At 72.4% G+C, this 24,024-nt stretch carries 21 protein-coding genes and 1 pseudogene; 6 read left to right on the top strand and 16 right to left on the bottom strand.

Translation table 11 applies throughout. The annotated features are described in order from the left end of the window. Window positions 1–64 precede the first annotated feature (64 nt). On the bottom strand, window positions 65–1,006 hold the full coding sequence (locus AC07FY_RS21600; RefSeq protein ID WP_479008540.1) for a LysR family transcriptional regulator: 942 nt from the start codon (window positions 1,004–1,006) through the stop codon (window positions 65–67). A gap of 98 nt (window positions 1,007–1,104) precedes the next feature. Here AC07FY_RS21600 and AC07FY_RS21595 point away from each other — a divergent pair, with 98 nt between their 5' ends. The 3 genes from AC07FY_RS21595 to AC07FY_RS21585 all read left to right on the top strand — a co-directional run bounded on the left by AC07FY_RS21595 (window position 1,105) and on the right by AC07FY_RS21585 (window position 4,352). After that, window positions 1,105–2,412 (top strand): MFS transporter, encoded by a 1,308-nt coding sequence (locus AC07FY_RS21595; RefSeq protein ID WP_479008538.1) that lies wholly within the window; start codon window positions 1,105–1,107, stop codon window positions 2,410–2,412. A 162-nt stretch (window positions 2,413–2,574) separates the two neighbouring features. After that, complete coding sequence (locus AC07FY_RS21590) at window positions 2,575–3,267, top strand: L,D-transpeptidase family protein (protein WP_479008536.1); 693 nt, start codon at window positions 2,575–2,577, stop codon at window positions 3,265–3,267. A 77-nt stretch (window positions 3,268–3,344) separates the two neighbouring features. Continuing rightward, window positions 3,345–4,352, top strand: coding sequence for a sigma-70 family RNA polymerase sigma factor (locus tag AC07FY_RS21585; protein WP_479008534.1), 1,008 nt, complete (start codon window positions 3,345–3,347; stop codon window positions 4,350–4,352). Here AC07FY_RS21585 and AC07FY_RS21580 read toward each other — a convergent pair. The 13 genes and pseudogenes from AC07FY_RS21580 to AC07FY_RS21520 form a co-directional block, all read right to left on the bottom strand. Continuing rightward, window positions 4,239–4,607: an STAS domain-containing protein gene (locus AC07FY_RS21580; protein WP_479008532.1), complete on the bottom strand. Its 369-nt coding sequence runs from the start codon at window positions 4,605–4,607 to the stop codon at window positions 4,239–4,241. The two genes, AC07FY_RS21585 and AC07FY_RS21580, sit on opposite strands and share 114 nt — an antisense overlap. A gap of 17 nt (window positions 4,608–4,624) precedes the next feature. Then, on the bottom strand, window positions 4,625–5,050 hold the full coding sequence (locus AC07FY_RS21575; protein ID WP_479008530.1) for a Uma2 family endonuclease: 426 nt from the start codon (window positions 5,048–5,050) through the stop codon (window positions 4,625–4,627). Between the two features lie 70 nt (window positions 5,051–5,120). Continuing rightward, the gene (locus tag AC07FY_RS21570; protein WP_479008528.1) at window positions 5,121–6,398 is read right to left on the bottom strand and encodes a thymidine phosphorylase; all 1,278 of its coding nucleotides are present in this window, start codon (window positions 6,396–6,398) and stop codon (window positions 5,121–5,123) included. An 87-nt stretch (window positions 6,399–6,485) separates the two neighbouring features. After that, window positions 6,486–6,884 carry a cytidine deaminase gene (locus tag AC07FY_RS21565; protein ID WP_479008526.1) on the bottom strand — a complete coding sequence of 133 codons (399 nt, stop codon included), beginning with the start codon at window positions 6,882–6,884 and terminating at the stop codon, window positions 6,486–6,488. After that, window positions 6,881–8,143: an ABC transporter permease gene (locus AC07FY_RS21560; protein WP_479008524.1), complete on the bottom strand. Its 1,263-nt coding sequence runs from the start codon at window positions 8,141–8,143 to the stop codon at window positions 6,881–6,883. Before AC07FY_RS21560 ends, AC07FY_RS21565 begins: the two co-directional genes overlap by 4 nt. Further along, entirely contained in the window at window positions 8,140–9,255 is a 1,116-nt protein-coding gene (locus AC07FY_RS21555; protein ID WP_479008522.1) for an ABC transporter permease, read from the bottom strand. Before AC07FY_RS21555 ends, AC07FY_RS21560 begins: the two co-directional genes overlap by 4 nt. After that, the gene (locus tag AC07FY_RS21550) at window positions 9,252–10,991 is read right to left on the bottom strand and encodes an ABC transporter ATP-binding protein (protein WP_479008520.1); all 1,740 of its coding nucleotides are present in this window, start codon (window positions 10,989–10,991) and stop codon (window positions 9,252–9,254) included. Before AC07FY_RS21550 ends, AC07FY_RS21555 begins: the two co-directional genes overlap by 4 nt. 143 nt (window positions 10,992–11,134) lie before the next feature. Next, on the bottom strand, window positions 11,135–12,187 hold the full coding sequence (locus tag AC07FY_RS21545) for a BMP family lipoprotein (protein ID WP_479008518.1): 1,053 nt from the start codon (window positions 12,185–12,187) through the stop codon (window positions 11,135–11,137). 239 nt (window positions 12,188–12,426) lie between these two features. Beyond that, window positions 12,427–13,680 (bottom strand): amidohydrolase, encoded by a 1,254-nt coding sequence (locus AC07FY_RS21540; RefSeq protein ID WP_479008724.1) that lies wholly within the window; start codon window positions 13,678–13,680, stop codon window positions 12,427–12,429. A 137-nt stretch (window positions 13,681–13,817) separates the two neighbouring features. Next, on the bottom strand, window positions 13,818–14,960 hold the full coding sequence (locus tag AC07FY_RS21535; protein ID WP_479008516.1) for a hypothetical protein: 1,143 nt from the start codon (window positions 14,958–14,960) through the stop codon (window positions 13,818–13,820). Window positions 14,961–15,016: 56 nt separating this feature from the next. Continuing rightward, window positions 15,017–15,925: an N-acetylneuraminate synthase family protein gene (locus AC07FY_RS21530; RefSeq protein ID WP_479008722.1), complete on the bottom strand. Its 909-nt coding sequence runs from the start codon at window positions 15,923–15,925 to the stop codon at window positions 15,017–15,019. 411 nt (window positions 15,926–16,336) lie between these two features. Continuing rightward, window positions 16,337–16,714: pseudogene (locus tag AC07FY_RS21525) on the bottom strand (acylneuraminate cytidylyltransferase family protein); the annotation flags it as partial. Beyond that, entirely contained in the window at window positions 16,711–18,102 is a 1,392-nt protein-coding gene (locus tag AC07FY_RS21520; protein WP_479008514.1) for a DUF6716 putative glycosyltransferase, read from the bottom strand. The gene AC07FY_RS21520 and the pseudogene AC07FY_RS21525, both read right to left, overlap by 4 nt. A gap of 176 nt (window positions 18,103–18,278) precedes the next feature. Here AC07FY_RS21520 and AC07FY_RS21515 point away from each other — a divergent pair, with 176 nt between their 5' ends. Next, window positions 18,279–19,313 (top strand): glycosyltransferase family 2 protein, encoded by a 1,035-nt coding sequence (locus AC07FY_RS21515; protein ID WP_479008512.1) that lies wholly within the window; start codon window positions 18,279–18,281, stop codon window positions 19,311–19,313. Then, window positions 19,313–20,659 (top strand): polysialyltransferase family glycosyltransferase, encoded by a 1,347-nt coding sequence (locus AC07FY_RS21510; protein ID WP_479008510.1) that lies wholly within the window; start codon window positions 19,313–19,315, stop codon window positions 20,657–20,659. Before AC07FY_RS21515 ends, AC07FY_RS21510 begins: the two co-directional genes overlap by 1 nt. A gap of 33 nt (window positions 20,660–20,692) precedes the next feature. Here the strand turns inward: AC07FY_RS21510 and leuE are convergent, their stop codons facing one another. Then, entirely contained in the window at window positions 20,693–21,343 is a 651-nt protein-coding gene (leuE, locus tag AC07FY_RS21505; protein WP_479008508.1) for a leucine efflux protein LeuE, read from the bottom strand. 44 nt (window positions 21,344–21,387) lie between these two features. Continuing rightward, on the bottom strand, window positions 21,388–22,971 hold the full coding sequence (locus AC07FY_RS21500; protein ID WP_479008506.1) for an acyl-CoA mutase large subunit family protein: 1,584 nt from the start codon (window positions 22,969–22,971) through the stop codon (window positions 21,388–21,390). A gap of 172 nt (window positions 22,972–23,143) precedes the next feature. On the opposite strand from AC07FY_RS21500, the gene AC07FY_RS21495 reads away from it, so the two are divergent. After that, the gene (locus tag AC07FY_RS21495; protein WP_479008504.1) at window positions 23,144–24,022 is read left to right on the top strand and encodes a L,D-transpeptidase family protein; all 879 of its coding nucleotides are present in this window, start codon (window positions 23,144–23,146) and stop codon (window positions 24,020–24,022) included. The last annotated feature ends 2 nt before the right edge of the window (window positions 24,023–24,024 follow it).

Below are 24,024 nucleotides of genomic sequence, written 5' to 3'. Positions count from 1 at the left end.
TGCGGGAACCCGCAGCCCGGTCGCCGAAGCCGCCGCCGGAGCCCGCCTCGGCGGACGGCCCGGGTCACCCGGCGGAGGGCTCCAGGTCCGGGATGAGGCGGCCCCGGCGGGACAGGAGGAAGCGTTTGAACTCGGCCACCGGCGGGGTGTCGGGGTGGCCGTCGAGCCAGGCGAGGCCGATCTCGCGGACGGCGCGCGGGGCCGTCACCGTCAGTTCGACGACACCCGGCCGGGCGACGGCCGGCGGCGGCAGCAGGGCCACGCCGAGGCCCGCGGCGACCAGTCCGCGCAGGGTTTCGGCCTCCTCGCCCTCGAAGGCGACGCGCGGGGCGAAACCGGCCTGCGCGCACAGGTCGTCGGTGATGCGGCGCAGCCCGTAGCCCGGTTCCAGGGTGACGAACGCCTCCTCGGCGGCCTCGGTCAGGCGGATGCGCTTGCGGCCCGCCAGGCGGTGGTCGTCGGGGACGACCAGGCGCAGCCGCTGCTCGTCCAGCCGCCGGGCGACGAGGTCGGGGGCGTCGGGCAGTGGCGAGGTGAGGCAGAGGTCGAGCTCGCCGGCGCGCAACCGCTCCAGCATGGCCTCGCCGTAGTTCTGCACCAGGGAGAAGCGCACGCGCGGGTGGTCGGCGCGGAAGGCCCGGATGAGGCCGGGTACGGTCTCGGGTCCCAGGGTGTGCAGGAAGCCGAACGCGACTTTGCCGAAGGCCGGGTCGGCGTCCTGCCGGACGGATTCGGCGGCGCGGGCGATGCCGTCCAGGGCCCGTTCCGCGGAGGCGAGGAAAGTGCGGCCGGCGGTGGTGAGGGCGACGGTGCGGCCCTTGCGGGCGAACAGGGTGACCCCCAGGTCCTGTTCGAGGCGGACCATGGCCCGGGACAGCGTCGACTGGGGGACGCCCAGTTCGTGTGCGGCGCGGGTGACGTGCTCGTGCCGGGCCACGGCCGCGAAGTACGCGAGCCGGGGAGCCAGCGAACGTGTCACCGACGCGTCTTCTTCGTAACGGTTCATTGACAGGCGCCGCCCTGAGCTGTGCTGATGCATGAGTGGATCGATTATCGCGATTCCGTGCATTGGACGCATCAAACGGGCGGGCCTACCGTCGACGTATGCCTCCCGTTCATACCGGGGCACCGTCCCCCAGCGCCCGCTGGGCGGTGCCTCCGATCCCAGGTGCCTCCACCCCCTCGCCGCGGCCCGAACCGCACTCCCCCGGCCGCCCCGGCTACCGCCGGATGAGCCTCGCGCTCTTCGCCGCCGGACTCGCCACCTTCGCCCTCCTCTACTCCACCCAGGCCCTGCTGCCCGCGATCTCCGAGGGGTTCGCGGTGACGGCGGCTCAGGCCAGCTGGACGGTGTCCGCGGCCACCGGGGCGCTCGCCCTGTTCGTGCTGCCGCTCAGCGCGCTGTCCGAGCGGCTGGGGCGCACCCGGATGATGACGTGGTCGATGGTCGTGGCCGTCGGCGTCGGGCTGCTGGTGCCCTTCGCGCCGAACCTGGAGTGGCTGGTGGCCCTGCGGGCCGTGCAGGGTGCGGCGATCGCCGGGATCCCCGCCTCCGCGATGGCGTACCTGGCGGAAGAGGTCACGCCGAAGGCCCTGGTCGGCGCGATCGGGCTGTTCGTGGCGGGCAACTCCATCGGCGGGATGAGCGGCCGCCTGGTCACCGGCTGGGCGGCGCAGCTCGGCGGCTGGCGGGTGGGACTGCTGGCCGTCGGCCTGATGGCGCTGGCCTGCGCGGCGGCGTTCCTGGTGCTGCTGCCGCGGGCCCGGTTCTTCCGCCCGGCGTCGCTGGAGCCGCGCGCGGTGGGCCGCACCGTCGCCGGCCACCTGCGCGATCCGCTGCTGCTGCGGCTGTACGGAATCGGCGCGCTGTTCATGACCGTCTTCGGGGCCGTCTACACCGTGATCGGCTACCGGCTGGTGGACGAGCCGTTCTCGCTGGGGCAGGGCGTGGTCGGGTCGGTCTTCCTGATCTACCTGGTGGGTACGGTCTCCTCGGCGGCCGCCGGGCAGCTGGTGGCCCGCACGGGGCGGCGCGGCGCGCTGTACCTGGCCGTGACGACCACCGCGCTCGGCCTGCTGCTGTCGCTGGCCGGGTCCCTGGCGGCGGTCCTGCTCGGGCTGGTGCTGATCACGGCGGGCTTCTTCGCGGGGCACGCGGTGGCCTCGGCGGCGGTGAGCCGCACGGCGCGTACGGGCCGCGCGCAGGCGTCGGCGCTCTACCAGTCGGCCTACTACCTGGGCTCCAGCGCGGGCGGCACCCTGGGCGCCCTCGCCTACCACTCGGCGGGCTGGGCGGCGACGGTGGGCATCGCGCTGCTGGCCGTGCTCGGCGTCGTCTCGATCACGCTGTACGGGTCGCACGCGGCCCGCGCGGAGCGGCGGCTGCCCGCTTCGGCCGCTGCCGCGCGCTGAGGCGGCCGGTCGTCGGACCGGTCAGGGGGAAGCCGTCCGACCGACCAGGCGGAAGCCGTCGGGGAGACCAGGAAAAATACGCCTGCCCCGCGGGCAACTCGCGTCCGCACCCCGGGCATTGGTCACGGTGAACGGATGCGGGGCGGAACAGGGGAGGGTGCCATGGGGACGCGCGTGCGCGCGGCTGCGGTGTTCGGCGGGGCGGTGGCACTGGCGCTGCCGCTGGTGGTCGCGGGGGGCGGGGCGGCGCGGGCCGCGTCCTGCGACACCGGCGCCGGGCCGTACCAGCGGCAGGTCGAGCGGTTCCTGGGGCGGCCGGCGGACGGGCGGCAGTCGGCGGCCGACTGCACGGCGATCCGGGCGTTCCAGGCGACCCACGGGATCACCCCGACCCAGGGGTACGCGGGTCCGCTGACCTGGCGGACGATGAACACGATGCTGGCGCAGCGGGCGGCGGGCACGACGCCGAACAGGGCCGGCGCCTGCCCGGTGGACCGGGGGCGGATCGCCTGCGTGGACCTGACGCGCCAGCTGAGCTGGATCCAGGACGGCGCCGTCCTGAGGTACGGTCCGGTCCCGGTCCGCACCGGCAAGGACGGCACCGAGACCCGGACCGGCCTGAAGAGGGTCCACCACCGCAGCATCGACCACTGGTCGACGCTGTACGACGTGTCGATGCCGTACGCGCAGTTCTTCGACGGCGGCATCGCCTTCCACGCGACCGCCAAGAGCATGTGGAACCCGCCCGGCTCGGCCGGCTGCGTGAACATGCGGCCCGCCGACGCCGAGGCGTACTGGAACCTGCTGGGCAAGGGGGACGACGTCCACGTCCACGGGCGCAAGCCCGGCACGTGAGGGCCGTTCCGGCTGCCGTTGTCGGACCCCTCCGGTAGGTTCCGAAGGAGTGGACCTACCTGGGGGCGACGACAGCCATGAGTGAGCTCGCGACGACACCGACGGACCTGGACGCCGCGCTCGACCGCTACCGGGTCGAGCTGACGGGGTACTGCTACCGGATGCTCGGCTCGTCCTTCGACGCCGAGGACGCGGTGCAGGACACGTACATCCGGGCCTGGCGCAGCTTCGAGAAGTTCGAGGGCCGCTCCTCGCTGCGGTCCTGGCTCTACCGGATCGCCACCAACGTCTGCCTGGACCTGCTGAACGCCGGGAGGAAGCGGGCCCGCCCGATGGACCTGACCGCCCCGCAGCACCAGGCCTCGGCCGTGCTGAACGAGCGGTCCGAGGTGACCTGGCTGGAGCCGGTCCCCGATGGCCGGGTGCTGCCGCAGACCGCCGACCCGGCGGAGACGGCGCTGGCGAAGGAGTCCGTGCGGCTGGCGTTCGTCGCGGCGCTGCAGCACCTGCCGGCCAAGCAGCGGGCGGTGCTGATCCTGCGCGAGGTGCTGGCCTGGAAGGCGGACGAGGTCGCGGCGCTGCTGGAGACCACGGTGGCCTCGGTCAACAGCGCGCTGCAGCGGGCGCGGGCCACCCTGGCGGCGCACGGGATCCGCGACAGCGACCCCGCGGACCCGCTCGACGCGGATCAGGCGAAGCTGCTGGAGCAGTACCTGTCCGCCTTCGAGGCGTACGACATCTCCCGGCTCACCTCGCTGCTGCACGAGGACGCGGTGCTGTCGATGCCGCCGTTCGACCTGTGGCTGCGCGGCCCGGAGGACATCGGCGCCTGGCACCTGAACCAGGGCATCGGCTGCAAGGGCTCCCGTCTGGTCCCGACGACGGCGAACGGGATGCCGGCCTTCGGCCAGTACCGGCCGGCGGCCTCCGGGAAGGGCCACACCCCGTGGGCCCTGCAGGTCCTGGAGATCTCAGAGGGCAGGATCGTCGGGCTCAACGCCTTCCTGGACACCGCCCGGTGGTTCCCGCTCTTCGGCCTCCCCGAGCAGCTCGACGAGGCCCGCGAGGTGGAGCAGGGCGTGTAGGGCGGGGCGGGCGCCGACGACCCGGAAGGCCCGGTCCCCGGCGGCCAGCCGGAGTCGGCCCAGCACGTCGACGGTGCCGAGCCCCGGCGCGGTGACGGCCCCCGCGTCGCACTCCACGGCCTCGGCCCCGTCCTCGTACAACCGGGCCAGGCGCGCGCACAACCGCGCGGCGTCCCGCCCGCTCGGGCCGGGTCCGGGCAGCACCAGTCGGGTGATCTCCACGAGGGGGTGACCGCCCGGGCCGCCGGAACTCATCGGTGGGCCGTGGCCGACTACGGGCGGGGGAAGCCGAAGGTGTCGAGGGCGAGGTCGAACGGCGCGGGGATGGGGACGGCCTCGCCGAACTTGCCCGCCCACAAGACGCGGTACTTGCCGTCGTCGGGCTCCCCATAGGGGTGGATCGTGGGGCTGCCGGTCGCGTGCGGGTCGATGAGCAGGTAGAGCGGGACAGCTGCCGCCGCGTAGCCATTGAGTTTGGAGACACGGTCGTTGACGGCGTTCGAGCGCGAGGTGATCTCCACGACGAGTTGCGCGACGTCCGCGGGAGTGGCGTTCTCCCCTCGGGGAACCACTTCCGTGGGAACGACAGCGAGGTCAGGGATGTAAAGGCCGCTGCGGCTCGGAACGGCGACGTTGAGGGTCTGGAAGACCTCCCAGTCGTCGGGGATCACCGTGTACAGGCGGCGCTGCACCGCCACCGATCCCAGCATGCAGAACGGGACCGGTGGGCGTCCACCGGTCCCGTTCAGCCGCACGAGTGAGTGCAGATCAGGCGATGCGGTCCAGCACGATCGGCGTGGCGGTGAAGGCCGTGCCCGCCGGGGCCACGTCGTAGGAGCCCTCCAGGGAGGCGAGGGCGTAGTCGAACTTCTCCGGGGTGTCCGTGTGCAGGGTCATCAGCGGCTGGCCCGCGGTGACCGTGTCGCCCGGCTTCGCGTGGAGCTCGATGCCCGCGCCCGCCTGCACCGGGTCCTCCTTGCGGGCCCGGCCCGCGCCCAGGCGCCAGGCGCCGACGCCCACCGCGTACGCGTCGAGGCGGGTGAGGACGCCCGAGGCCGAGGCGGTGACCACGTGCTGCTCGCGGGCCACGGGCAGGGCCGCGTCCGGGTCGCCGCCCTGGGCCGCGATCATCCGGCGCCAGTGGTCCATCGCGGAGCCGTCGGCCAGGGCCTTGGCCGGGTCGGCGTCCTTGATCCCGGCGGCGTCCAGCATCTCCTTGGCCAGGGCGATGGTCAGCTCGACCACGTCCGCCGGGCCGCCGCCCGCGAGGACCTCCACCGACTCGCGGACCTCCAGCGCGTTTCCGGCCGTCAGGCCCAGCGGGGTCGACATGTCGGTCAGCAGGGCGACCGTCTTGACACCCGAGTCGGTTCCCAGGCCCACCATGGTCCGCGCCAGCTCGCGCGCGTCCTCGATGTTCTTCATGAAGGCGCCGCTGCCGACCTTCACGTCGAGGACGAGGGAGCCCGTGCCCTCGGCGATCTTCTTCGACATGATCGAGGAGGCGATCAGCGGGATGGCCTCGACCGTGCCCGTCACGTCGCGCAGGGCGTAGAGCTTCTTGTCCGCGGGGGCCAGGCCGTCGCCCGCCGCGCAGATGACCGCGCCGGTGGTGTCGAGGACGTGCAGCATCTCCTCGTTGGACAGCAGGGCGCGCCAGCCGGGGATGGACTCCAGCTTGTCCAGGGTGCCGCCGGTGTGGCCGAGGCCGCGGCCCGACAGCTGCGGCACGGCGGCGCCGCACGCGGCGACGAGCGGGGCCAGCGGCAGGGTGATCTTGTCGCCGACGCCGCCGGTGGAGTGCTTGTCCGCGGTGGGGCGGGAGATGGAGTCGAAGTTCATGCGCTCGCCGGAGGCGATCATCGCCGCGGTCCAGCGGGCGATCTCGGTCCGGTTCATCCCGTTGAGCAGGATGGCCATGGCCAGCGCCGACATCTGCTCGTCGGCCACAACACCGCGGGTGTACGCGTCGATGACCCAGTCGATCTGCTCGGGGCTCAGCTCACCGCGGTCCCGCTTGGTCCTGATGACGGAGATGACGTCCATGTGGTGCTTCTTTCTACGCGCATAGAGAGAGGGTCTTGCGGAAGGACGACGGCCCTCCACCCGGCAGGCGGAGGGCCGTCGGCACGGCTATCTCAAGTGGTCCGGCCCGAAGGCCTGCGGCAGCATCTCCGCCAGCGGGAGGATCCCCTTCGGGGTCTCCACCAGCAGCTCCGGTCCGCCGAATTCGAAGAGCAGCTGCCGGCAGCGGCCGCACGGGACGAGGATCTCGCCCCGGCCGTCGACGCAGGTGAAGTGCGTCAGCCGGCCGCCGCCCGTGGCCTGGAGAGCGGACACCAGCCCGCACTCGGCGCACAGGCTCAGCCCGTAGCTCGCGTTCTCCACGTTGCAGCCGACGACGGTCCGGCCGTCCTCGACCAGGGCGGCGACGCCGACCGGATAGCCCGAGTAGGGGGCGTAGGCCCGGGACATGGCGTCCCGGGCGGCCTCGCGCAGGGCCTCCCAGTCGACGGCGGGCGCGCTCGTCACTTGCCCTGGCCCTTGCGGTAGGGCAGGCCGTCCGCCTTGGGCATCCGCAGCCGCTGCGCCGAGAGCGCGAGCACCAGCAGGGTGGTCACGTACGGGGCGGCGTCCACGAACTGGCTGGGCACCGAGTCGGTGACCGCGTACCAGAGGAAGAGCAGCGCGGCGCAGACCGCCGAGATGCCGGCCTGCAGGTACTTCTTCTTGTACAGCTGCCAGGCGCACACCAGCACCAGCACGATCGCGATCAGCAGCAGCATCGCGTGCACGTTCGTGGCGCCACCGCGCAGCTTGAGGCTGTCGATGAAGCCGAACAGGCCCGCACCCAGCGCCATGCCGCCCGGCATCCAGTTGCCGAAGATCATGGCGGCGAGACCGATGTAGCCGCGGCCGCCGGTCTGGCCCTCCTGGTAGATGGGGCTGGCGACCTCGGACAGGTACACGCCGCCGAGGCCCGCGAGGGCGCCCGAGACGACCACGGCGATGTACTTGTACTTGTAGACGTTGACGCCGAGGGACTCCGCCGCGACGGGGTTCTCGCCGCAGGAGCGCAGGCGCAGACCGAAGGTGGTCCGCCACAGCACCCACCAGGTGCCCGGGATCAGCAGCAGGGCGACGACGGTCAGCAGCGAGAGGCCGGTGACCAGGCCGCCGATGATGCCGGCGAGGTCGGAGACGAAGAACCAGTGCTTGCCCTGGAGGTCGGACATCCAGCCGGACAGTCCGTCCACGGTGATCTTGTAGATCGGCTCGACCTGCGGCGACTGCTTGGAGGAGCCGCCCGGGGCGTCGGCGAACGTGAAGTTCGACAGGTACTGGGTGAAGCCCAGCGCCAGGATGTTGATGGCCACACCGGAGACGATGTGGTTGACGTTGAACGTGACGGTGATGATCGCGTGCAGCAGGCCGCCGACGGCGCCGCCGGCGATGCCGACGAGCACACCGGTCCACGGACCCCACTGGTAGCCCGCCCAGGCACCGAACCAGGTGCCGAGGATCATCATGCCCTCGAGGCCGATGTTGACGACGCCCGCGCGCTCCGCCCACAGGCCGCCGAGACCGGCGAGGCCGATCGGGACGGCGAGGGACAGGGCGCCGGAGACCTGGCCGACCGAGGTCAGGTCGTTGGCCCCGCTGATCACGCGGACCAGGGAGACCAGCGCGAGCGCACCCGCGAGGATCAGCAGGATCCAGGGCAGGGTGAGCTTGCGGCGGACGCCCGGGGCGGGAGCCGCCTTCTTCGTGGAAACGGTGCTGGCGCTCACGCCGCGACCTCCTTCTCGGTCTTCATGGCGTGGCCCGCGGCCAGCTCCTCGCCGACCTTCTGCTGCTGTCGCCGGATGCCGTAGCGGCGGACGAGCTCGTAGGAGACGACGACCGCGATGACGATCAGGCCCTTCATGATCGTGCCGATCTCCTTCGCGTAGCCGGCCTGGTCGAGCGAGGCCGAGGCCTTGTCGATGAAGGCCATCAGGAACGCGGCGAAGAGGATGCCGACCGGGCTGTTGCGGCCGAGCAGCGCGATGGTGATGCCGGTGAAGCCGACACCGACCGGGAAGGCCAGGTTGTAGGTGTGGGTCTCGCCCAGCAGCTGAGGCATGCCGGCGAGGCCGGCGACCGCGCCGGAGATGAGCATCGAGGTGATGATCATCTTCTTGGCGTCGACACCGGATGCCTGGGCGGCGGACTCGCTGGCACCGGTGGCGCGCAGGTCGAAGCCGAAGCGCGTCCGGTTGAGCACGAACCAGTAGACGATGCCGAGGGCGAAGGCCACGAAGGTGAAGCCGTAGATCTCCAGCCCGTCACCGAGGGACACGGCCGGGAACCAGCCCGACTCGGCGATGTCGCCCGTCGTCAGGTCGTTGGAGCCCTCGAGCTGGACGCCGAGGTTCTTCGGCAGCATCATCCAGGCGATCAGGCTGGTCGCGATGGCGTTCAGCATGATCGTGGAGACGACCTCGCTGACCCCGCGCTTGGCCTTCAGCACACCGGCGATGCCGGACCAGAAGGCACCGACGAGCATCGCCACGAGAATGATCAGCAGCAGGTGCAGCGGACCCGGCAGGGTCACGGCGGCACCGACCACGGCGGAGAGCATCGCCGCGAGGCGGTACTGCCCGTCGACGCCGATGTTGAACAGGTTCATCCGGAAGCCGATGGCCACGGCCAGGGCGGCGAGGTAGTACGTGCCGGCCTGGTTCACGATGAGGACCTGGACGTCCTCGTAGGCGGCGTTCTCCACCATCAGTCGCAGCGGCTCGATCGGGTCGATGCCCGTCGCCGCCAGCACGATCACGGTCAGCAGGAAGGCGCTGACCAGGGCGAGCACGGGCCCGGCCAAGCCGAGGAGCAGCCGGTCCTTGTCGAATTTCTTCATCGGGCCTCGTCCTCCGGTGCGGCGGTACCGGGCTCGGTACCGGCGGCGGAGTGGTTGTCGGTTGCTTCCAGGTGCCCGGAGGCGGCGCCGGTCATGGCGGTGCCGAGCTCTTCCGGGGTGACGGTCGCGGGGTCGGCGTCCGCGACCAGGCGGCCGCGGTAGATCACCCGCAGGGTGTCGGACAGGCCGATGAGCTCGTCCAGGTCCGCGGAGATGAGCAGCACGGCCAGGCCCTCGCGGCGGGCCTCGCGGATCGCGTCCCAGATCTGCGCCTGCGCACCGACGTCCACACCGCGGGTGGGGTGGGCGGCGATGAGGAACTTGGGGTTGTGGCTCATCTCACGGCCGACGATCAGCTTCTGCTGGTTGCCGCCGGAGAGCGAGGCCGCGGTGACCTCGATGCCGGGGGTGCGCACGTCGTACTCGCGCACGATCCGCTCGGTGTCCTTGCGGGCCGCCTTGATGTCGAGGACGCCGCGCTTGGAGTTGGGCGCCTCGGTGACGTGGCCGAGGATGCGGTTCTCCCACAGCGGGGCCTCCAGCAGCAGGCCGTGGCGGTGCCGGTCCTCGGGGATGTAGCCGATGCCGGCCACGCGGCGCTTGCGGACCGGGGCGCCGGTGATGTCCGCGCCGTCCAGCACGACCGCGCCCGCATCCGGGGTGGCCATGCCCATCAGGGCTTCGATCAGCTCCGTCTGGCCGTTGCCCTCGACACCGGCGATGCCGAGGACCTCGCCCTTGTGGATGGTGAAGCTGACGTCGTCCAGCAGGAGGCGGCCGGCCTCGGCGTGCTCGGTGGTCGCGGAGTCGGCGGGGACCGCGCGCACCAGGACCTCGGGCTCGGCGACGGCGGTGCCGCCCGCGGCCAGGGTCAGGCCGGTGACCTGGAGCATCGGGACGCCCGTCACGGTCGACTCCCGCGTCTCGGGCGAGGGCAGCTCGGCGCCGACCATCAGCTCGGCGAGCTGCTTGGTGGTGGCGGTCTTCGGGTCGGCGGTGCCGACCGTGGTGCCGCGCCGGATGACGGTGATGTCGTCGGCGACCTTCAGCACCTCGCCCAGCTTGTGCGAGATGAAGATGACGGTGAGGCCCTCGGCCTTGAGCTCGCGCAGGTTGTCGAAGAGCGCGTCCACTTCCTGCGGTACGAGCACGGCGGTCGGCTCGTCGAGGATGAGGATCTTGGCGCCGCGGTAGAGGACCTTGAGGATCTCCACGCGCTGGCGGTCGGCGACACCGAGGTCCTCGACCAGGGCGTCGGGGCGGACGCCGAGGCCGTACGCGTCCGAGATCTCCTGGATCTTCTTTCGGGCCTTGGCACCGATGCCGTAGAGCTTCTCGCCGCCGAGGACCACGTTCTCCAGGACGGTGAGGTTGTCGGCCAGCATGAAGTGCTGGTGCACCATGCCGATGCCGCGGGCGATGGCGTCGCCGGGGCTGCCGAAGGAGACCTGCTCACCGTCGATGGCGATGGTTCCCTCATCCGGCTTCTGCATGCCGTAGAGGATCTTCATCAGGGTCGACTTGCCGGCGCCGTTCTCGCCGATCAAGGCATGGACCGTGCCCTTGCGGACGGTGATCGCGATGTCCTTGTTGGCGACGACGCCGGGGAAGCGCTTGGTGATGCCGTGCAGTTCTACGGCGGGGGGCGGGCTGGACGCGTTGATGACGCACTCTCCTTGGCGCGGAAGGAGCGGGAGGCGGGGGGACAGGGCGGGGAGTGAAAGTATCGCGTCCACGATGCTTCTACGCGCGTAGCACTGTCGGAAGTGAAAACTTGGGGCCGGCTGGCCACAAGCGACACGGAACACGGCTCGGGGCCCGGGAGCGATCGAGACCGCTACCCGGACCCCGGAGACCAGAACTGACTGTCAGGAACGCCTTACGGGGCGGTCTTGACGGTGATCTTCTTGGCGATGATGTCGGCCTTGGCCTTCTCCACCGCGGCCGTGACGTCGGCCATCTCCTTGTACTTCGGGTTGGAGTCGGCCAGGCCGACGCCGTCCTTGTCCAGGCCGTAGCGGATCTCACCGGTGGCGGGCGTGCCGTCCTTGACCGACTTGATCAGGTCGTAGACGGAGTCCGAGACGTCCTTGGTGACCGAGGTCAGGATGGCGTCCTTGTACTTCGCCAGACCGGCCTGGTTGTACTGGTCCGAGTCGACGCCGATGGCCCACTTGCCCTTGGCGGAGGCGGCCTCGATGGCACCGGAGCCGGCCAGACCGGCGGCGGCGTAGATCACGTCGGCGCCCGCGTCGAGCTGGCCCTGCGCGGCGGCCTTGCCGAGGTCGGGCTTGGCGAAACCGTCGAAGTTCGGCGGCTGGGTCAGGTACTGGGACAGCACCTTGGCGTTGGGGTTGGTGTCCTTGACGCCCTGCGCGAAGCCCGCCTCGAACTTCTTGATCAGCGGAACCTCGACACCGCCGATGAAGCCGACCGTGCCGGTCTTGGAGACCTTGGCGGCGGCGACGCCGGCCAGGTAGGAGCCCTGCTCCTCGTTGAAGACGAGGTTGGCGATGTTCGGGCCGGTCACCGAGGTGTCGTCGATGATGCCGAACGTGGTGTTCGGGAACTTCGGCGCGACCTTCTTGATGGCCGGGGCATAGGCGAAACCGACGCCGATGACCGGGTTGTTGCCCTTGCGGGCCAGCTCGGTGAGGCGCTGGACCTTGTCGGCCTCGCCCTCGCCGTCGGTGGGCTCCGCCTCGGCGCCCTTGACCTTCAGCTCCGACTCGGCCTTCTGCAGACCTGCGTACGCGGCGTCGTTGAACGACTGGTCGCCGCGGCCGCCGATGTCGTACGCGATGGCGGCGCTGGCTTCCTTCGAGTCCGAAGACCCGGTGTCCGAGGACTTCTTACCGCCACAGGCGGTGGCCGAGAGGGCCAGCGCGGCGGACGCGAGGCCCACGGTGGCGATCCTGGTGATCCGGCGCAAGGGGAGGCTCCTTCAAAACCTGACCGAAGCGCCACGACCGGCGCTGGTTTCGCCGCGATCGTAACGCGCGTAGATGTCAGTTAAAGGCCCGTTCATGAGTCGTTATCGGATCGTCGCGAACCGGACAGTGACCGATCAGTAACTGCTCTGGCGCCCAGCCCTTGCGTACCAAGGGCTGGACACCTCCGGCGCACGACACGCGGATCCTGTACCGGATGCGCCGGGCGGGTTTCCGGCAGCTACCCGACGGCTCCCGGCCGCCGCGCGTCGAGGAGGGCGGCGGCCGTGAAGAACTCGACGCCGACGGCGATCGCGGACTCGTCCACGTCGAAGTCGCCCCGGTGCAGGTCGTGCTGGGCGGTGTCGCCGGGCCGGCGGACACCGAGGCGGGCCATGGCGCCCGGGACGTGCTCCAGGTACCAGGAGAAGTCCTCGCCGCCCAGGCTCTGCTCGGTGTCCTCGACCGACCCGGCACCGCAGCGCAGCGTCATCGCCTCGCGCAGCAGTTCGGTGACCACGGGGTCGTTGACGACCGGCGGCACCCCGCGCACGTGGTTGATCTCGAACTTGGCCCCGTGCATCGTCGCGACCTCGTCGATCGCCGCGTGGATCATGTCCGGCGCCTCGTGCCAGGCGCCCAGGTCCAGGCAGCGCACGGTCCCCGACAGCTCGGCGTGCATCGGGATGACGTTGCAGGCGTGCCCGGACTCGATCCGGCCCCAGGTGACGGACATCCCCGAGCGCGCGTCCATCCGCCGGGTCAGCAGCGCCGGGACGTCGAGGGCCACCCGGGCGGCGGCCGTCACCAGGTCGGTGGTCAGGTGCGGTCGCGCGGTGTGCCCGCCCGCACCGGAGAGCGTGACCTCCAGCCGGTCGCAGGCGGAGGTGATGGGGCCCGGCCGCAGCCCGATCCGGCCGGAGTCGACCCGCGGGTCGCAGTGCACGGCGATCATCTTGCCCACGCCGTCGAGCACCCCGGACGCGATGGCCTCGGTCGCGCCGCCCGGCAGCACCTCCTCGGCGGGCTGGAACAGCAGCCGCACGGGGCGGGGCAGCAAGCCCTGGCGGTCCAGCTCGGCCAGGACCAGCCCGGCGCCGAGCACGATCGTGGTGTGCACGTCGTGGCCGCAGGCGTGGGCGCGGTCCGGGACGGTCGAGCGGTAGGGGACGTGCGTCTTGGCGTCCGGGATGGGCAGGGCGTCGATGTCCGCGCGCAGGGCCAGCATCGGCCGCATGCCGTCCCACGTCCCGACGTCGCAGATGAGCCCGGTGCCGGACTTCAGCACGCGGGGGCGCAGGCCGGCCTTCTCGAGCCGGGCCTTGATCGCCGCCGTGGTGCGGAATTCCTGGTGTCCGAGTTCCGGGTGCATGTGGACGTCGCGGCGAAAGGCGATCAGTTCGCGGCGCAGGTGGTCCGGAAGCTTGCCGGGCAGCTCGGGCCACTCGGGCCACTCGGTCACGGCGGGCTGGACGGTCGGGGACGCGCAGGACATCAACTGGTTCACCTGTTGAAGGGTAGGCGCACCACTGGCCCAAACGGCTGGGGATCACAAAAAGTTCATGCCGTTAGGGGAAAGAAACCCGGCCTCCGGAGGTATGACCGGTGGTCGCGGAGGGTAAACTGCTGCGCTCATCCGGCCGCGGAGGCGGCCTGAGCAGGGAGTCTGCGCACCTCACGGGCACTGTCGCTGATCGAGGCGAGGAAGCCCCGGGCACGCGGTGACGCGGAGCCGGTCAGCCACTCGGGCTCGATGTCGCAGACGGCCACGCTCACCCCGGTGCCGGTCAGCGCGTACGGCAGGGTGTGGACGACGGTCGACGGAAAGCTGACGACGGTCCGGCCGACCGGGCCGCGCCGCGCGATCAGTTCCAGCGGCAGGTCCGGGCGCACGATCTCCAGCCCGGTCGCGCCGCGCAGGGCGCGCAGCTTCTCCGGTGACTCCCTGCGGTGCGCGAAGTAGCGGGTGGCGCCGTGCGCGCGGGTCAGGGCGGCCACCGCCTGGAGGTAGCGGGCCGGATCCACCACGCCCGTCTCCACGAGGGAGGTCCCGACCAGATCGGTGCCCTTGGTCAGGCGGGGCGGGCCGAAACGGGCCCGGGTCCAGGCGAAGTCGTTGACCCGCAGCGTCATCGCGCCGTGGCCGGTCACCGGCATCGAGGTGAACACCTCGACGTGCCGGCCGCCGCCGGGGGCGGGCGTGAAGCGGCGCCGGGCGGTCGCCGAGACGGGGGCGTAGGCCAGTTCGCGCACCCGCCCGGCGGGCCCGCCGCCGCCGGCGCGGTGCCACCGGACCAGGCGCTCGCCGCGGGCGGTCTGCGCGACGAACTCCAAAGTGGCCGTGCCGTCGTCGACCACCACGAGCCGCTCGGCCCGTACCAGGGTGAGCAGCAGCTGGACGTAGCGGGAGAAGGGGTCCCCCACGACGACCGTGCGCGCCGCCCGGACCTCGCCGGCCAGGGCGGCGAGCGCCTTCAGGGGCGCGAGCCGGCCGCCGCGCGCTTCCTGCCAGCGGACCTCGTGGCCCTCCTCCCGGGCGAGGGCGGCCATCCGGCGCAGCTGGCCCCGGGACATCGGGTCGGTGGGGGGCAGCACGACGATGCGGACCGGCTCCGGCCCGGCGGGCGCTCCCCCGCCGCGGACCTGGCGGGGTACGCCGTCGAGCAGGGGGCGGCCCTGCGCCGGGGCAGCGGCTCGGGCGTGGATCCACTCCAGCACGTTGAGCAGTTGGACCGGACTCTCGACGAACGCCAGGGTGGGGACGGCAGGGGTCACCGCGTACTCCTCGTGTCGGGGTGGGCCGCGGGGCGGGGCGCCGGGTGGACCGCGGGTCAGACGGTGGCGGGCACGCCCTGCACGCGGCGGAGCTTCTTCATCGGGCCGAGTTCGGAGGCGTACACCCGCTTGACGCCGTCGCCGAGGGCCGCCTCGATGGTGCGGATGTCGCGGACCAGGCGGGCGAGGCCCCCGGGCTCGACGGAGGCGGCCTGGTCGGAGCCCCACATCGCCCGGTCGAGGGTGATGTGGCGCTCCACGAAGGTGGCGCCGAGGGCGACGGCGGCCAGGGTGGTCTGCAGGCCCGTCTCGTGGCCGGAGTAGCCGATCGGGACGTTGGGGTACTCCTCCCGCAGCGTGTTGATGACCCGCAGGTTCAGCTCCTCGGCCTTGGCCGGGTAGGTGGAGGTGGCGTGGCAGAGCAGGATGTTGTCGCTGCCGAGCACCTCCACCGCGTGGCGGATCTGCTGCGGGGTGGACATGCCGGTGGACAGGACGACGGTGCGGCCGGTGGCGCGCAGCGTGCGCAGCAGCTCGTCGTCGGTGAGGGACGCGGAGGCGACCTTGTGGGCGGGCGGGTCGAACTTCTCCAGGAAGGCGACGGCCTCGGTGTCCCACGGGGAGGCGAACCAGTCGATGCCGCGGGCGGCGCAGTGCGCGTCGACGGCGCGGTACTCGTCCTCGCCGAGCTCGACCTTGTGGCGGTAGTCGATGTAGGTCATGCGCCCCCAGGGGGTGTCGCGCTCGACGTCCCACTGGTCGCGCGGGGTGCAGATCTCGGGGGTGCGCTTCTGGAACTTCACGGCGTCGCAGCCGGCTTCGGCGGCGGCGTCGATCAGGGCCAGGGCCGTGCCGAGGTCGCCGTTGTGGTTGATGCCGATCTCTCCGACGACGTACACGGGCCGGCCGGGGCCCGCGGTGCGCGAACCGAGGGTGCGCAGGCGGGTGGTGGGGGAGGCGGTCATGGCAGGTGGCGTCCTTCGGTGCGGGAGTACGGGAGCGGGCGGGGCGGGTTCCGCGTGGGGTGTGGCGGGTTCCGCATGGGGTGTGGGCAGCGGGTCGGGTCGTACGTCGAGCAGGGGGGCGAGGAGGCGGGCGCGCTCCAGGTCGTGCGGGTCGTCGACCTCCAGCACCCGCGCGGGGTCGGTGGCGACGGGGAGCGTGCGCCCGAAGAAGCGGTGGCGCGCGGTACGCAGTCCGGTGGCGTCCATGGCGTAGGCGGCGCCGGTCTCCAGCAGGTCCCGGGGGCGGTCCTGGCGCCGCGGGCGGTGGGTCGCCTCGTGGTTGACGCCGGTCCCGGAGCCGTCGGCGCCCGCCCGCCACAGGAAGCCGTGGAAGGGGGCCACGGTCAGGGCCGAGTCGGCCGCGCCGGAGGCGACGGCCGCGGCGACCGCCTCGACGTCGGAGGCGGCCAGGAAGGGGCTGGTGCACTGGACGAGGAGGACCACCTCCACGCAGACGGAGTGCAGTGCCTCGAAGGCGGCGAGGGCGTGCAGGACGGCGGCCTCGCTGCTCGCGGTGTCGCCGGAGAGCACGGCGGGGCGGACGACCACGCCGGCGCCCGCGGCCCGGGCGGCTCGGGCGATCTCCGCGGAGTCGGTGGAGACCACCACGTCGGTGACGGTCGGTGCGGCGAGGCAGGCCCGCACGGCGCGGGCGACGAGCGGGGTGCCGGCGACCTCGGCGAGGTTCTTGCCGGGGATCCCCTTGGAACCGCCGCGCGCCGGGATGACGGCGAGGACGCGCCGGTTCACAGCTCCCCCATCCGCCGGATCGCGGGGGCCACGCGCTGCACGCCGTGCCGGTAGGCACCGCGGGCGGCGTCGCGCAGGCGGGCGCGGAGCAGCCGCCGCAGGCGGGACCGGCCGGCCGTCGCCCGCACGGCGCCGGGCAGCGGGGTGCCGTCGGGCGCGAGGTGCTGCCGGGCGAGGATCGCGGGCAGGTACCGGGGGGCGGTCGTGAGCGTGTAGTAGGGGTCGGGCGAGGGCAGGAGGGGCTCGGCCAGCAGCGCGGCGACCTTGTCCCGGGCGGCGGCGTAGGCGTCGGCGGTCGCGGGGAAGGCGTCCGCGGGGTCGGCGGCCTTCCGGGCGGCCGGGGCAGCGGCAGCGGCCGGAGCCGAGGACGGGGCAGCGGCAGCGGCCGGTAGGACCCCCTGGGCCGCCAGCCAGTCCGCGTCTGCCCGCGGGAGCAGACCGGCGTCGAGCTGGTCCCACGAGGCGAGGCAGCCCGAGCCCAGGAAGTGGTGGTTGCCGAGGGCCTCGCGGATGCCGAGGTCGGTGAGGACGGCCGTCGGGATGGAGCGGTGCAGGGACTCCAGGGCGGCGGTGGAGGAGACGGTGACCAGCAGGTCGGTGCCGTCCAGGACCTCGCCCATGTTCCCGTACACCAGACGGCAGTTGGGCGGGAGCCCGCCCGGGAGGCGGGCCGCGAGCCGCTGGTAGGGCTGCTCCTCCAGGTGCGTGGTGTGTTCTCCGGGGCGGCTGCGCAGCTTCACCAGCACCTCGCGGTCCGGGTGCAGCCTCGCGTGCCCGGCCGCCCGCTCCAGCAGGTAGGCGCGGTCGGCGCGGTGGTCGGGCACGGAGGGCTGGACGGCGAACACGACCCTCCGGGCCCGCGATCCGGCGGGCTCGTACGGCGCCCCGCCGAGGAAGGGCAGTGCGGTCTCGGTGACGGCTCCGGCGTCCGCGCCGACCCCCTCGTACACGGCTCGGAACCGGGCCGCGTCGTGGCGGGAGTTGGCCAGCACGAGGTCGGCGCCGTGCCGCAGCAGCAGGCCGTCGGCGAGCTTCTCGTACACGACACCCACGTAGCCCGTGACGAGCACGGGGCGGCGGGCCGGTTCGGGCCACAGGGCGCGCGCGCCGTGCAGGACGGCCTGCACGGCTCCGCCGACCAGGGCGAGGACGACCACGTCGTAGCGCTCCCGCCCGATCTCGGCCAGGAACTGCGCGCAGGTGACCTCGTCCGGTGGGGCACCCGGGACGCCCACCTCGCCGAGCTGGCGCGCGGTGGGCGTGGCGCGCCCGCGCAGCAGGAATCCGGCGGGCCGGTGGTCGGGCACGAGACGGCGGGCGGTGAGGGCACCCCATTTCCATCGCGTGTCGGAATCGGCGAGGACGGCGACGCGTTTGCGTTCTGGCACGCGGCAGAAGCTATTGCGCCCCTTCGGTGACCGGCCCAACGAGCGCGCAACAACCGGTGAACAACGCACCGACGGAATGCGAAAGCGGGCGGGTTCACGCCCCTGCCGCCGGCCGTTCACGCGATATCCGCATGCGGGCCACGGTGAATGCCGGACGGCGTCCTAATGTCTCACGGGTGCCCAAGCTCTCCGTCATCGTGCCGTTCTACAACGTGCGGACCTACGCACCGGATGCCCTGAGGAGCCTCGAACTCAACGCCCGGGACGACTTCGAGTTCCTGCTCGTCGACGACTGCTCCACGGACGGGACGCGCGGCCTGCTCGAGCGGGCGGCGCGCGAGCTGCCCGGGGCGGTGCTCCTCGGGCGCGGGCGCAACGGCGGCCTGGCCACCGCCCGGAACACCGGACTGGACGCGGCGAGCGGGGAGTACCTGGCCTTCCTCGACGGGGACGACTGGCTCGCCCCGGGCCACCTGGCCCGGACTCTGGCCGCCATCGAGGCCCTGAACTGCGATTTCATCCGCACCGACCATGTGCGGTGCACCGGCAGGACGCGGAGCGTGCAGCGCGTCCCCTACGGCCCGCAGTCGGTCGTCGCCGATCCGCGCACCGCGATCCTGCCCGCCGACCGGACCACCTCGGTGGACTACCCGTACGCCTGGGCCGGGATGTACCACCGGCGGCTGCTGGACCGCGGGCTGCTGCACTTCACCGACGGCCTGCGGACGGCGGAGGACCGGCCGTGGATCTGGCGCCTGCACCGGCGGGCCGCTTCCTTCGCCGCGGTCGGAATGCCCGGGGTCTTCTACCGGCGCGGAATTGCCACCTCTTTGACGCAGATCGGCGACGAACGACAGCTCGATTTCATCCGGGCATTCGACCAGGTGCTCGCGGACACCGCCGCGGACGTGGAATCCGAGGCATTGCTCCCGAAAGCCGTCCGGACGTACTGCGCGGTCATCGCGCATCATGTCGGATCCATCGAGAGGTTCGAATCGGACGTGGCCGCGCAACTCCGCTCACTGAGCACGGACGCGCTGGGCCGCATGCCCCGGGACGTGCTGGACCAGGTCCTGGACTCGATGGACGCAGAGCGCTCGGCCCTGCTGCGCCGCGTGCGTCGCGGCCGCCGCGGCGCGGCGTCCCGCGTGGCGTCCCGCGCGGCCTCCCGCACGAACGCCCGTCCGACCGCCCCGGGGGCGAACGCCTGATGCCCACCCAGATCTTCCTGGCCTCCACCCTCTACGGGGCCGCCACCCTGGCGGCGGGCATCGACGCGGGGCTCTTCGCGCCCTCCGCCCGCCGGATCCTGCTGACCAGCAACCACGCCGTCACCGCCGAGGTCAGCCCCGGACCGGCGGGCATGCCCGGCTTCGACGCGCTGCGCCCGCGCTTCGACGAGGTGCTCGACTGGAACCGCGTCATCGAACCGCAGCACCCGAGCACCTGGAGCCCCCGCACGGAGGACGTCCCGCTGTGGGAGAGGCAGTTGCGCGCGCTGTGGCGGCTCGGCGAGGACCGGGTCGAACTGGTGGTGGAGTCCCTCCAGGTGCCGCCCGCCCAGGCCCTGTGCCGGATCTTCCCCGGCGCCGCCGTCGACGTGTACGCGGACGGCCTGATGAGCTACGGGCCCACGCGCGTCCGCCTCGACCCGCAGCTGGGGATGCGCGTACGGCGCGTCCTGCACCTGGACCTCATCCCGGGACTGCAACCGCTGCTGCTCACCGAGTTCGGTGCGCGGGTCGAGCTCGTGCCATCGGAGGCGTTCGTGAAGGTGCTGGCGGAACTGCCCGCCCGGGAGCCCTCCCGGGACACCGCCCTCGACGGCATCGGGCCGTCCCCGGCCCTCCTGCTCGGGCAGTACCTCTCGGCGCTGGACCTCATGACCCCGGACCAGGAGGAGGAGCTCCTCGTCGCGATGGTCCGCGGGGCGCACGCCCTCGGCCACACCGAGCTGGTCTTCAAGCCGCACCCCAGCGCCCCGGCCGCCTCCTTGCGCCGCGCGCGGGAGGAGGCCGAGCGGCTCGGCGCCCGGCTGACCGTGGTGGGCACGCCGTACCTGGCCGAGACCCTCTACCAGCGGCTGCGCCCGGCCCTGGTCGTCGGCTGCTTCTCCACCGGGCTGCTGACCGCCGCCACGCTGTACGGGCTCCCGGTGGCGCGGACGGGGACGGAGGCCGTACTGGCCCGCCTGACGCCGTACCCCAACAGCAACCGGGTGCCCCTGGTCCTGGTGGACGCCCTGCTCCCCGACCTGGCCGACGCGGACGCGGTGCGCGCCTGGAGCTTGCCGACGCCCGAGCGGGTCGGTGCCGGGCCGGCCGGACTGCTGACGGCGGTCGGGTTCACCATGCAGCCGCAGATCCTCGCCGCCCGCCGCCCGGGGGCGGAGGCGTACCTGTCCCGGCACCTGACCGACCGCTCCCGGCGGTACTTCACGCGCCGCCGGCTGACCGCGCTGGGCCTGCCCGGCGGCATCCCGGCCCGGCTGTCGTTCCTGCCGCGCAGCCGGGCCGCGCGGCGCGTGGCCCGGCGGCTGCGCCGGGTCCTGCGCTGAGCGGGCCCCGGACGGCAGGCCCGGCCGGGCGCCTCAGCCGGTGGCGAGCTTGGCCGCGAACCCGAGGAACAGCACGCCCGCCGCCGAGGTGGCCCCGGCCGACAGCCGCCTGCGGCGGCGGAACGCGGCGGACAGCCTGGTCCCGGTGAAGATCAGCGTCGACAGGTAGAGCAGGCTCGCCGCTTGCGACAGTGCACCGAGCAGCAGGAACGACAGTGCGGGGTAGGCGTAGTCGGGGTCCACGAACTGAACGAAGAAGGACAGCAGGAAGAGGATCGCCTTCGGGTTGAACAGGCTCACCACCAGCGCCCGCCGGTAGGGCCGCTCCAGCCCGCCGGCCGGCTCCGCGCCGGTGAGCAGCTCCTCCTGCCGCGCCCTGCGGTCGCGCCACATCCCGCGGGCGGCCCGCATCATCCCCACCGCCAGCCACGCGAGGTAGCCGGCGCCGAGGAACTTCACCAGGGTGAACAGCAGGGGGCTCGCCTGGAGCAGCGCCCCCGCGCCCGCCGCGGTCAGCACCATCAGCACGGTGTCCCCGGTGAACACCCCGGAGGCGGCCTTGTAGCCCTCCTTCACCCCGCGGCGCGCGGCGACGGACAGCACGTAGAGCGAATTGGGGCCCGGCAGCAGGACGATCAGCACCAGGCCGGCGAGATAGGTCGGAAGATCTGTCACACCCAGCATGCGCAGGAGTGTCCCATGGGGACGCACCTGTCAGAAGGCCGGTGTCACCACAGGGGGCCGGCCGGCGTGTACGTCCCCCACACCTCCCGCAGCGCACCGCAGACCTCCCCCACCGTCGCCCGCGCCCGCAGAGCCTCCTTCATCGGGTACAGCACGTTCGCGTCCGTCCCCGCGGCCGCCTCCCTCAGCCGCGCCAGCGCCGCGTCCACGGCCTCCCCGTCGCGCTCGGAGCGCAGCCGCGCCAGCGCCGCGCACTGCCGCGCCTCGATACCGGGGTCCACACGCAGCGGCTCGTACGGCTCCTCCTGGTCCAGGGCGAAGCGGTTGACCCCGACCACCACCCGCTCCCCCGCGTCGGTCTCCCGGGCGATGCGGTAGGCGTTGCGCTCGATCTCCGCCTTCTGGAACCCGGCCTCGATCGCGGCCACCGCGCCGCCCCGGGCCTCGACCTGCGCCATCAGGTCGAGCACGGCCGCCTCCAGGTCGCCGGTCATCCGCTCCACGGCGTACGACCCGGCGAAGGGGTCCACGGTGTGCGGCACGTCGGTCTCGTGGGCGAGGACCTGCTGGGTGCGCAGCGCGAGGCGGGCGGACTTCTCGGTGGGCAGCGCGATGGCCTCGTCGAAGGAGTTGGTGTGCAGCGACTGGGTACCGCCCAGGACGGCGGCCAGCGCCTGCACGGTCACCCGTACGAGGTTCAGTTCCGGCTGCTGCGCCGTCAGCTGGACACCGGCGGTCTGCGTGTGGAAGCGCAGCATCAGGGACTTCGGGTCGCGCGCGCCGAACTCCTCGCGCATGAGGCGGGCCCAGATCCGCCGGGCCGCACGGAACTTCGCGACCTCCTCCAGCAGGGTGGTGCGGGCGACGAAGAAGAAGGAGAGCCGGGGCGCGAACTCGTCGACCGCCATCCCGGCCTCCAGCGCCGCGCGGACGTAGGCGATGCCGTCGGCGAGGGTGAAGGCCACCTCCTGCGCGGGCGAGGCGCCCGCCTCGGCCATGTGGTAGCCGGAGATGGAGATGGTGTTCCACTTGGGGACCTCGGCCCGGCAGTAGCGGAAGGTGTCGGCCGTGAGCCGCAGGGAGGGCTCGGGCGGGAAGATGTACGTTCCGCGCGCGATGTACTCCTTCAGCACGTCGTTCTGGACGGTGCCCGTCAGCTGCGCGCCCGAGATGCCCTTCTCCTCCGCCACCAGCTGGTAGAGGAGCAGGAGCAGCGCGGCGGGCGCGTTGATGGTCATGGAGGTGGAGACCCGGTCGAGGGGGATCCCGTCGAACAGCGTCCGCATGTCGTCGAGGGAGTCGATCGCCACCCCGACCTTGCCGACCTCGCCGTGCGCGAGGGGTGCGTCGGAGTCGTAGCCCATCTGGGTCGGCAGGTCGAAGGCGACGGACAGCCCGGTCCCGCCGCCCGCGATGAGCTGGCGGTAGCGGGCGTTGGACTCGGCGGCCGTGCCGAAGCCGGCGTACTGCCGCATCGTCCAGGGCCGACCGGTGTACATGGTGGGATAAATCCCCCTGGTGTAGGGGAAATCGCCTGGTTGTCCCAGCTCGACCCGCGGGATCCACCCCGTCAGGTCGCCGGGCCCGTAGACGGGTTCGACGGGAATTCCGCTCTCGGTGCGTGCCATGTGACGAAGACCTCCGTGGAACGACCGGGCCCGGGACTGGTAGAACCGTCCCGCCCCGTAAGGCTGCGGACGACTGCTGGTCACAATGGCGCAACATCCGGCGACCCAGTGCAACTGTCCACGCGCGCGGAGCATCACCTAGGTACACGTCGTAGAAATCGGGGGACTGCTGATGCACCGCCAGAGAGTCATATTCCGCACGCTCGGGGTGGCCACCGCCGTCGCGCTCGCCGCGACCGCCTGTGGGCCGGAGAAGTCGGAGTCCACCGGCTCCAGCTCCTCGGCCCCCTCTTCGCCCACGGCGGGCGCCTCCCCCGAATCCTCACCGTCCACCGACGACAAGCCGGCTTCGCCGTCCGCGTCGCCGTCGGCCTCGGCCTCCGCCTCGGCGTCCCCGTCCGCGTCTCCTTCGCCCACGGTGAAGCAGGTCATGGCCAACGGCGACGACAGCGAGCAGGTGCGCGAGCTCCAGGCCCGCCTGAAGCAGCTCAAGCTGATGTCGGTGGCGCCCACCGGCTTCTACGGCACCAAGACCACCGCGGCCGTGCGCTCCTACCAGTCGAAGAACGGGCTCAACCCCACCGGTTCGGTGGACGAGGCCACCTGGAAGAAGATCCAGGGCGCCACGAAGAAGCCCACCGCCGACGAGCTGCGCCCGCCGACGGTCAACGAGGCGGACGCGCCCGACCCGCGCTGCATGGAGGGCCGGGTCATGTGCATCAGCAAGGAGAGCCGCACCCTCGCCTTCATGATCGACGGCAAGATCGTCTCCACCATGGACGTGCGCTTCGGTTCGGAGAACACCCCGACCCGCGAGGGCGTCTTCAAGGTGGACCGCAAGGAGAAGGAGTGGACGTCCACGCTCTACCACACGTCCATGCCGTACTCGATGTTCTTCAGCGGCGGCCAGGCGGTGCACTACTCGTCCGACTTCGCGGCCCGCGGCTACGCGGGTGCCTCGCACGGCTGTGTGAACGTCCGGGACAAGGGCAAGCTGGCCTCGGTCTTCGGCCAGATGCAGGTCGGCGACAAGGTCGTCGTCTACTGGTGATG

The organism is Streptomyces sp. NPDC045967 (assembly GCF_056430495.1).
Note: the sequence above shows the minus strand (reverse complement) of the source record. Positions and strands in the feature narration are given on the sequence as shown.

Bases quoted from the DNA above. Each gene is read 5' to 3' on its own strand.
- AC07FY_RS21585 (WP_479008534.1), top strand. From the start codon at position 3,345: ATGAGTGAGCTCGCGACGACACCGACGGACCTGGACGCCGCGCTCGAC.
- AC07FY_RS21555 (WP_479008522.1), bottom strand. From the start codon at position 9,255: ATGAAGAAATTCGACAAGGACCGGCTGCTCCTCGGCTTGGCCGGGCCC.
- AC07FY_RS21570 (WP_479008528.1), bottom strand. From the start codon at position 6,398: ATGGACGTCATCTCCGTCATCAGGACCAAGCGGGACCGCGGTGAGCTG.
- AC07FY_RS21510 (WP_479008510.1), top strand. From the start codon at position 19,313: ATGCCCACCCAGATCTTCCTGGCCTCCACCCTCTACGGGGCCGCCACC.
- AC07FY_RS21590 (WP_479008536.1), top strand. From the start codon at position 2,575: ATGGGGACGCGCGTGCGCGCGGCTGCGGTGTTCGGCGGGGCGGTGGCA.
- AC07FY_RS21540 (WP_479008724.1), bottom strand. From the start codon at position 13,680: ATGTCCTGCGCGTCCCCGACCGTCCAGCCCGCCGTGACCGAGTGGCCC.
- AC07FY_RS21500 (WP_479008506.1), bottom strand. From the start codon at position 22,971: ATGGCACGCACCGAGAGCGGAATTCCCGTCGAACCCGTCTACGGGCCC.
- leuE (WP_479008508.1), bottom strand. From the start codon at position 21,343: ATGCTGGGTGTGACAGATCTTCCGACCTATCTCGCCGGCCTGGTGCTG.
- AC07FY_RS21495 (WP_479008504.1), top strand. From the start codon at position 23,144: ATGCACCGCCAGAGAGTCATATTCCGCACGCTCGGGGTGGCCACCGCC.
- AC07FY_RS21595 (WP_479008538.1), top strand. From the start codon at position 1,105: ATGCCTCCCGTTCATACCGGGGCACCGTCCCCCAGCGCCCGCTGGGCG.
- AC07FY_RS21530 (WP_479008722.1), bottom strand. From the start codon at position 15,925: ATGACCGCCTCCCCCACCACCCGCCTGCGCACCCTCGGTTCGCGCACC.
- AC07FY_RS21580 (WP_479008532.1), bottom strand. From the start codon at position 4,607: ATGAGTTCCGGCGGCCCGGGCGGTCACCCCCTCGTGGAGATCACCCGA.
- AC07FY_RS21600 (WP_479008540.1), bottom strand. From the start codon at position 1,006: ATGAACCGTTACGAAGAAGACGCGTCGGTGACACGTTCGCTGGCTCCC.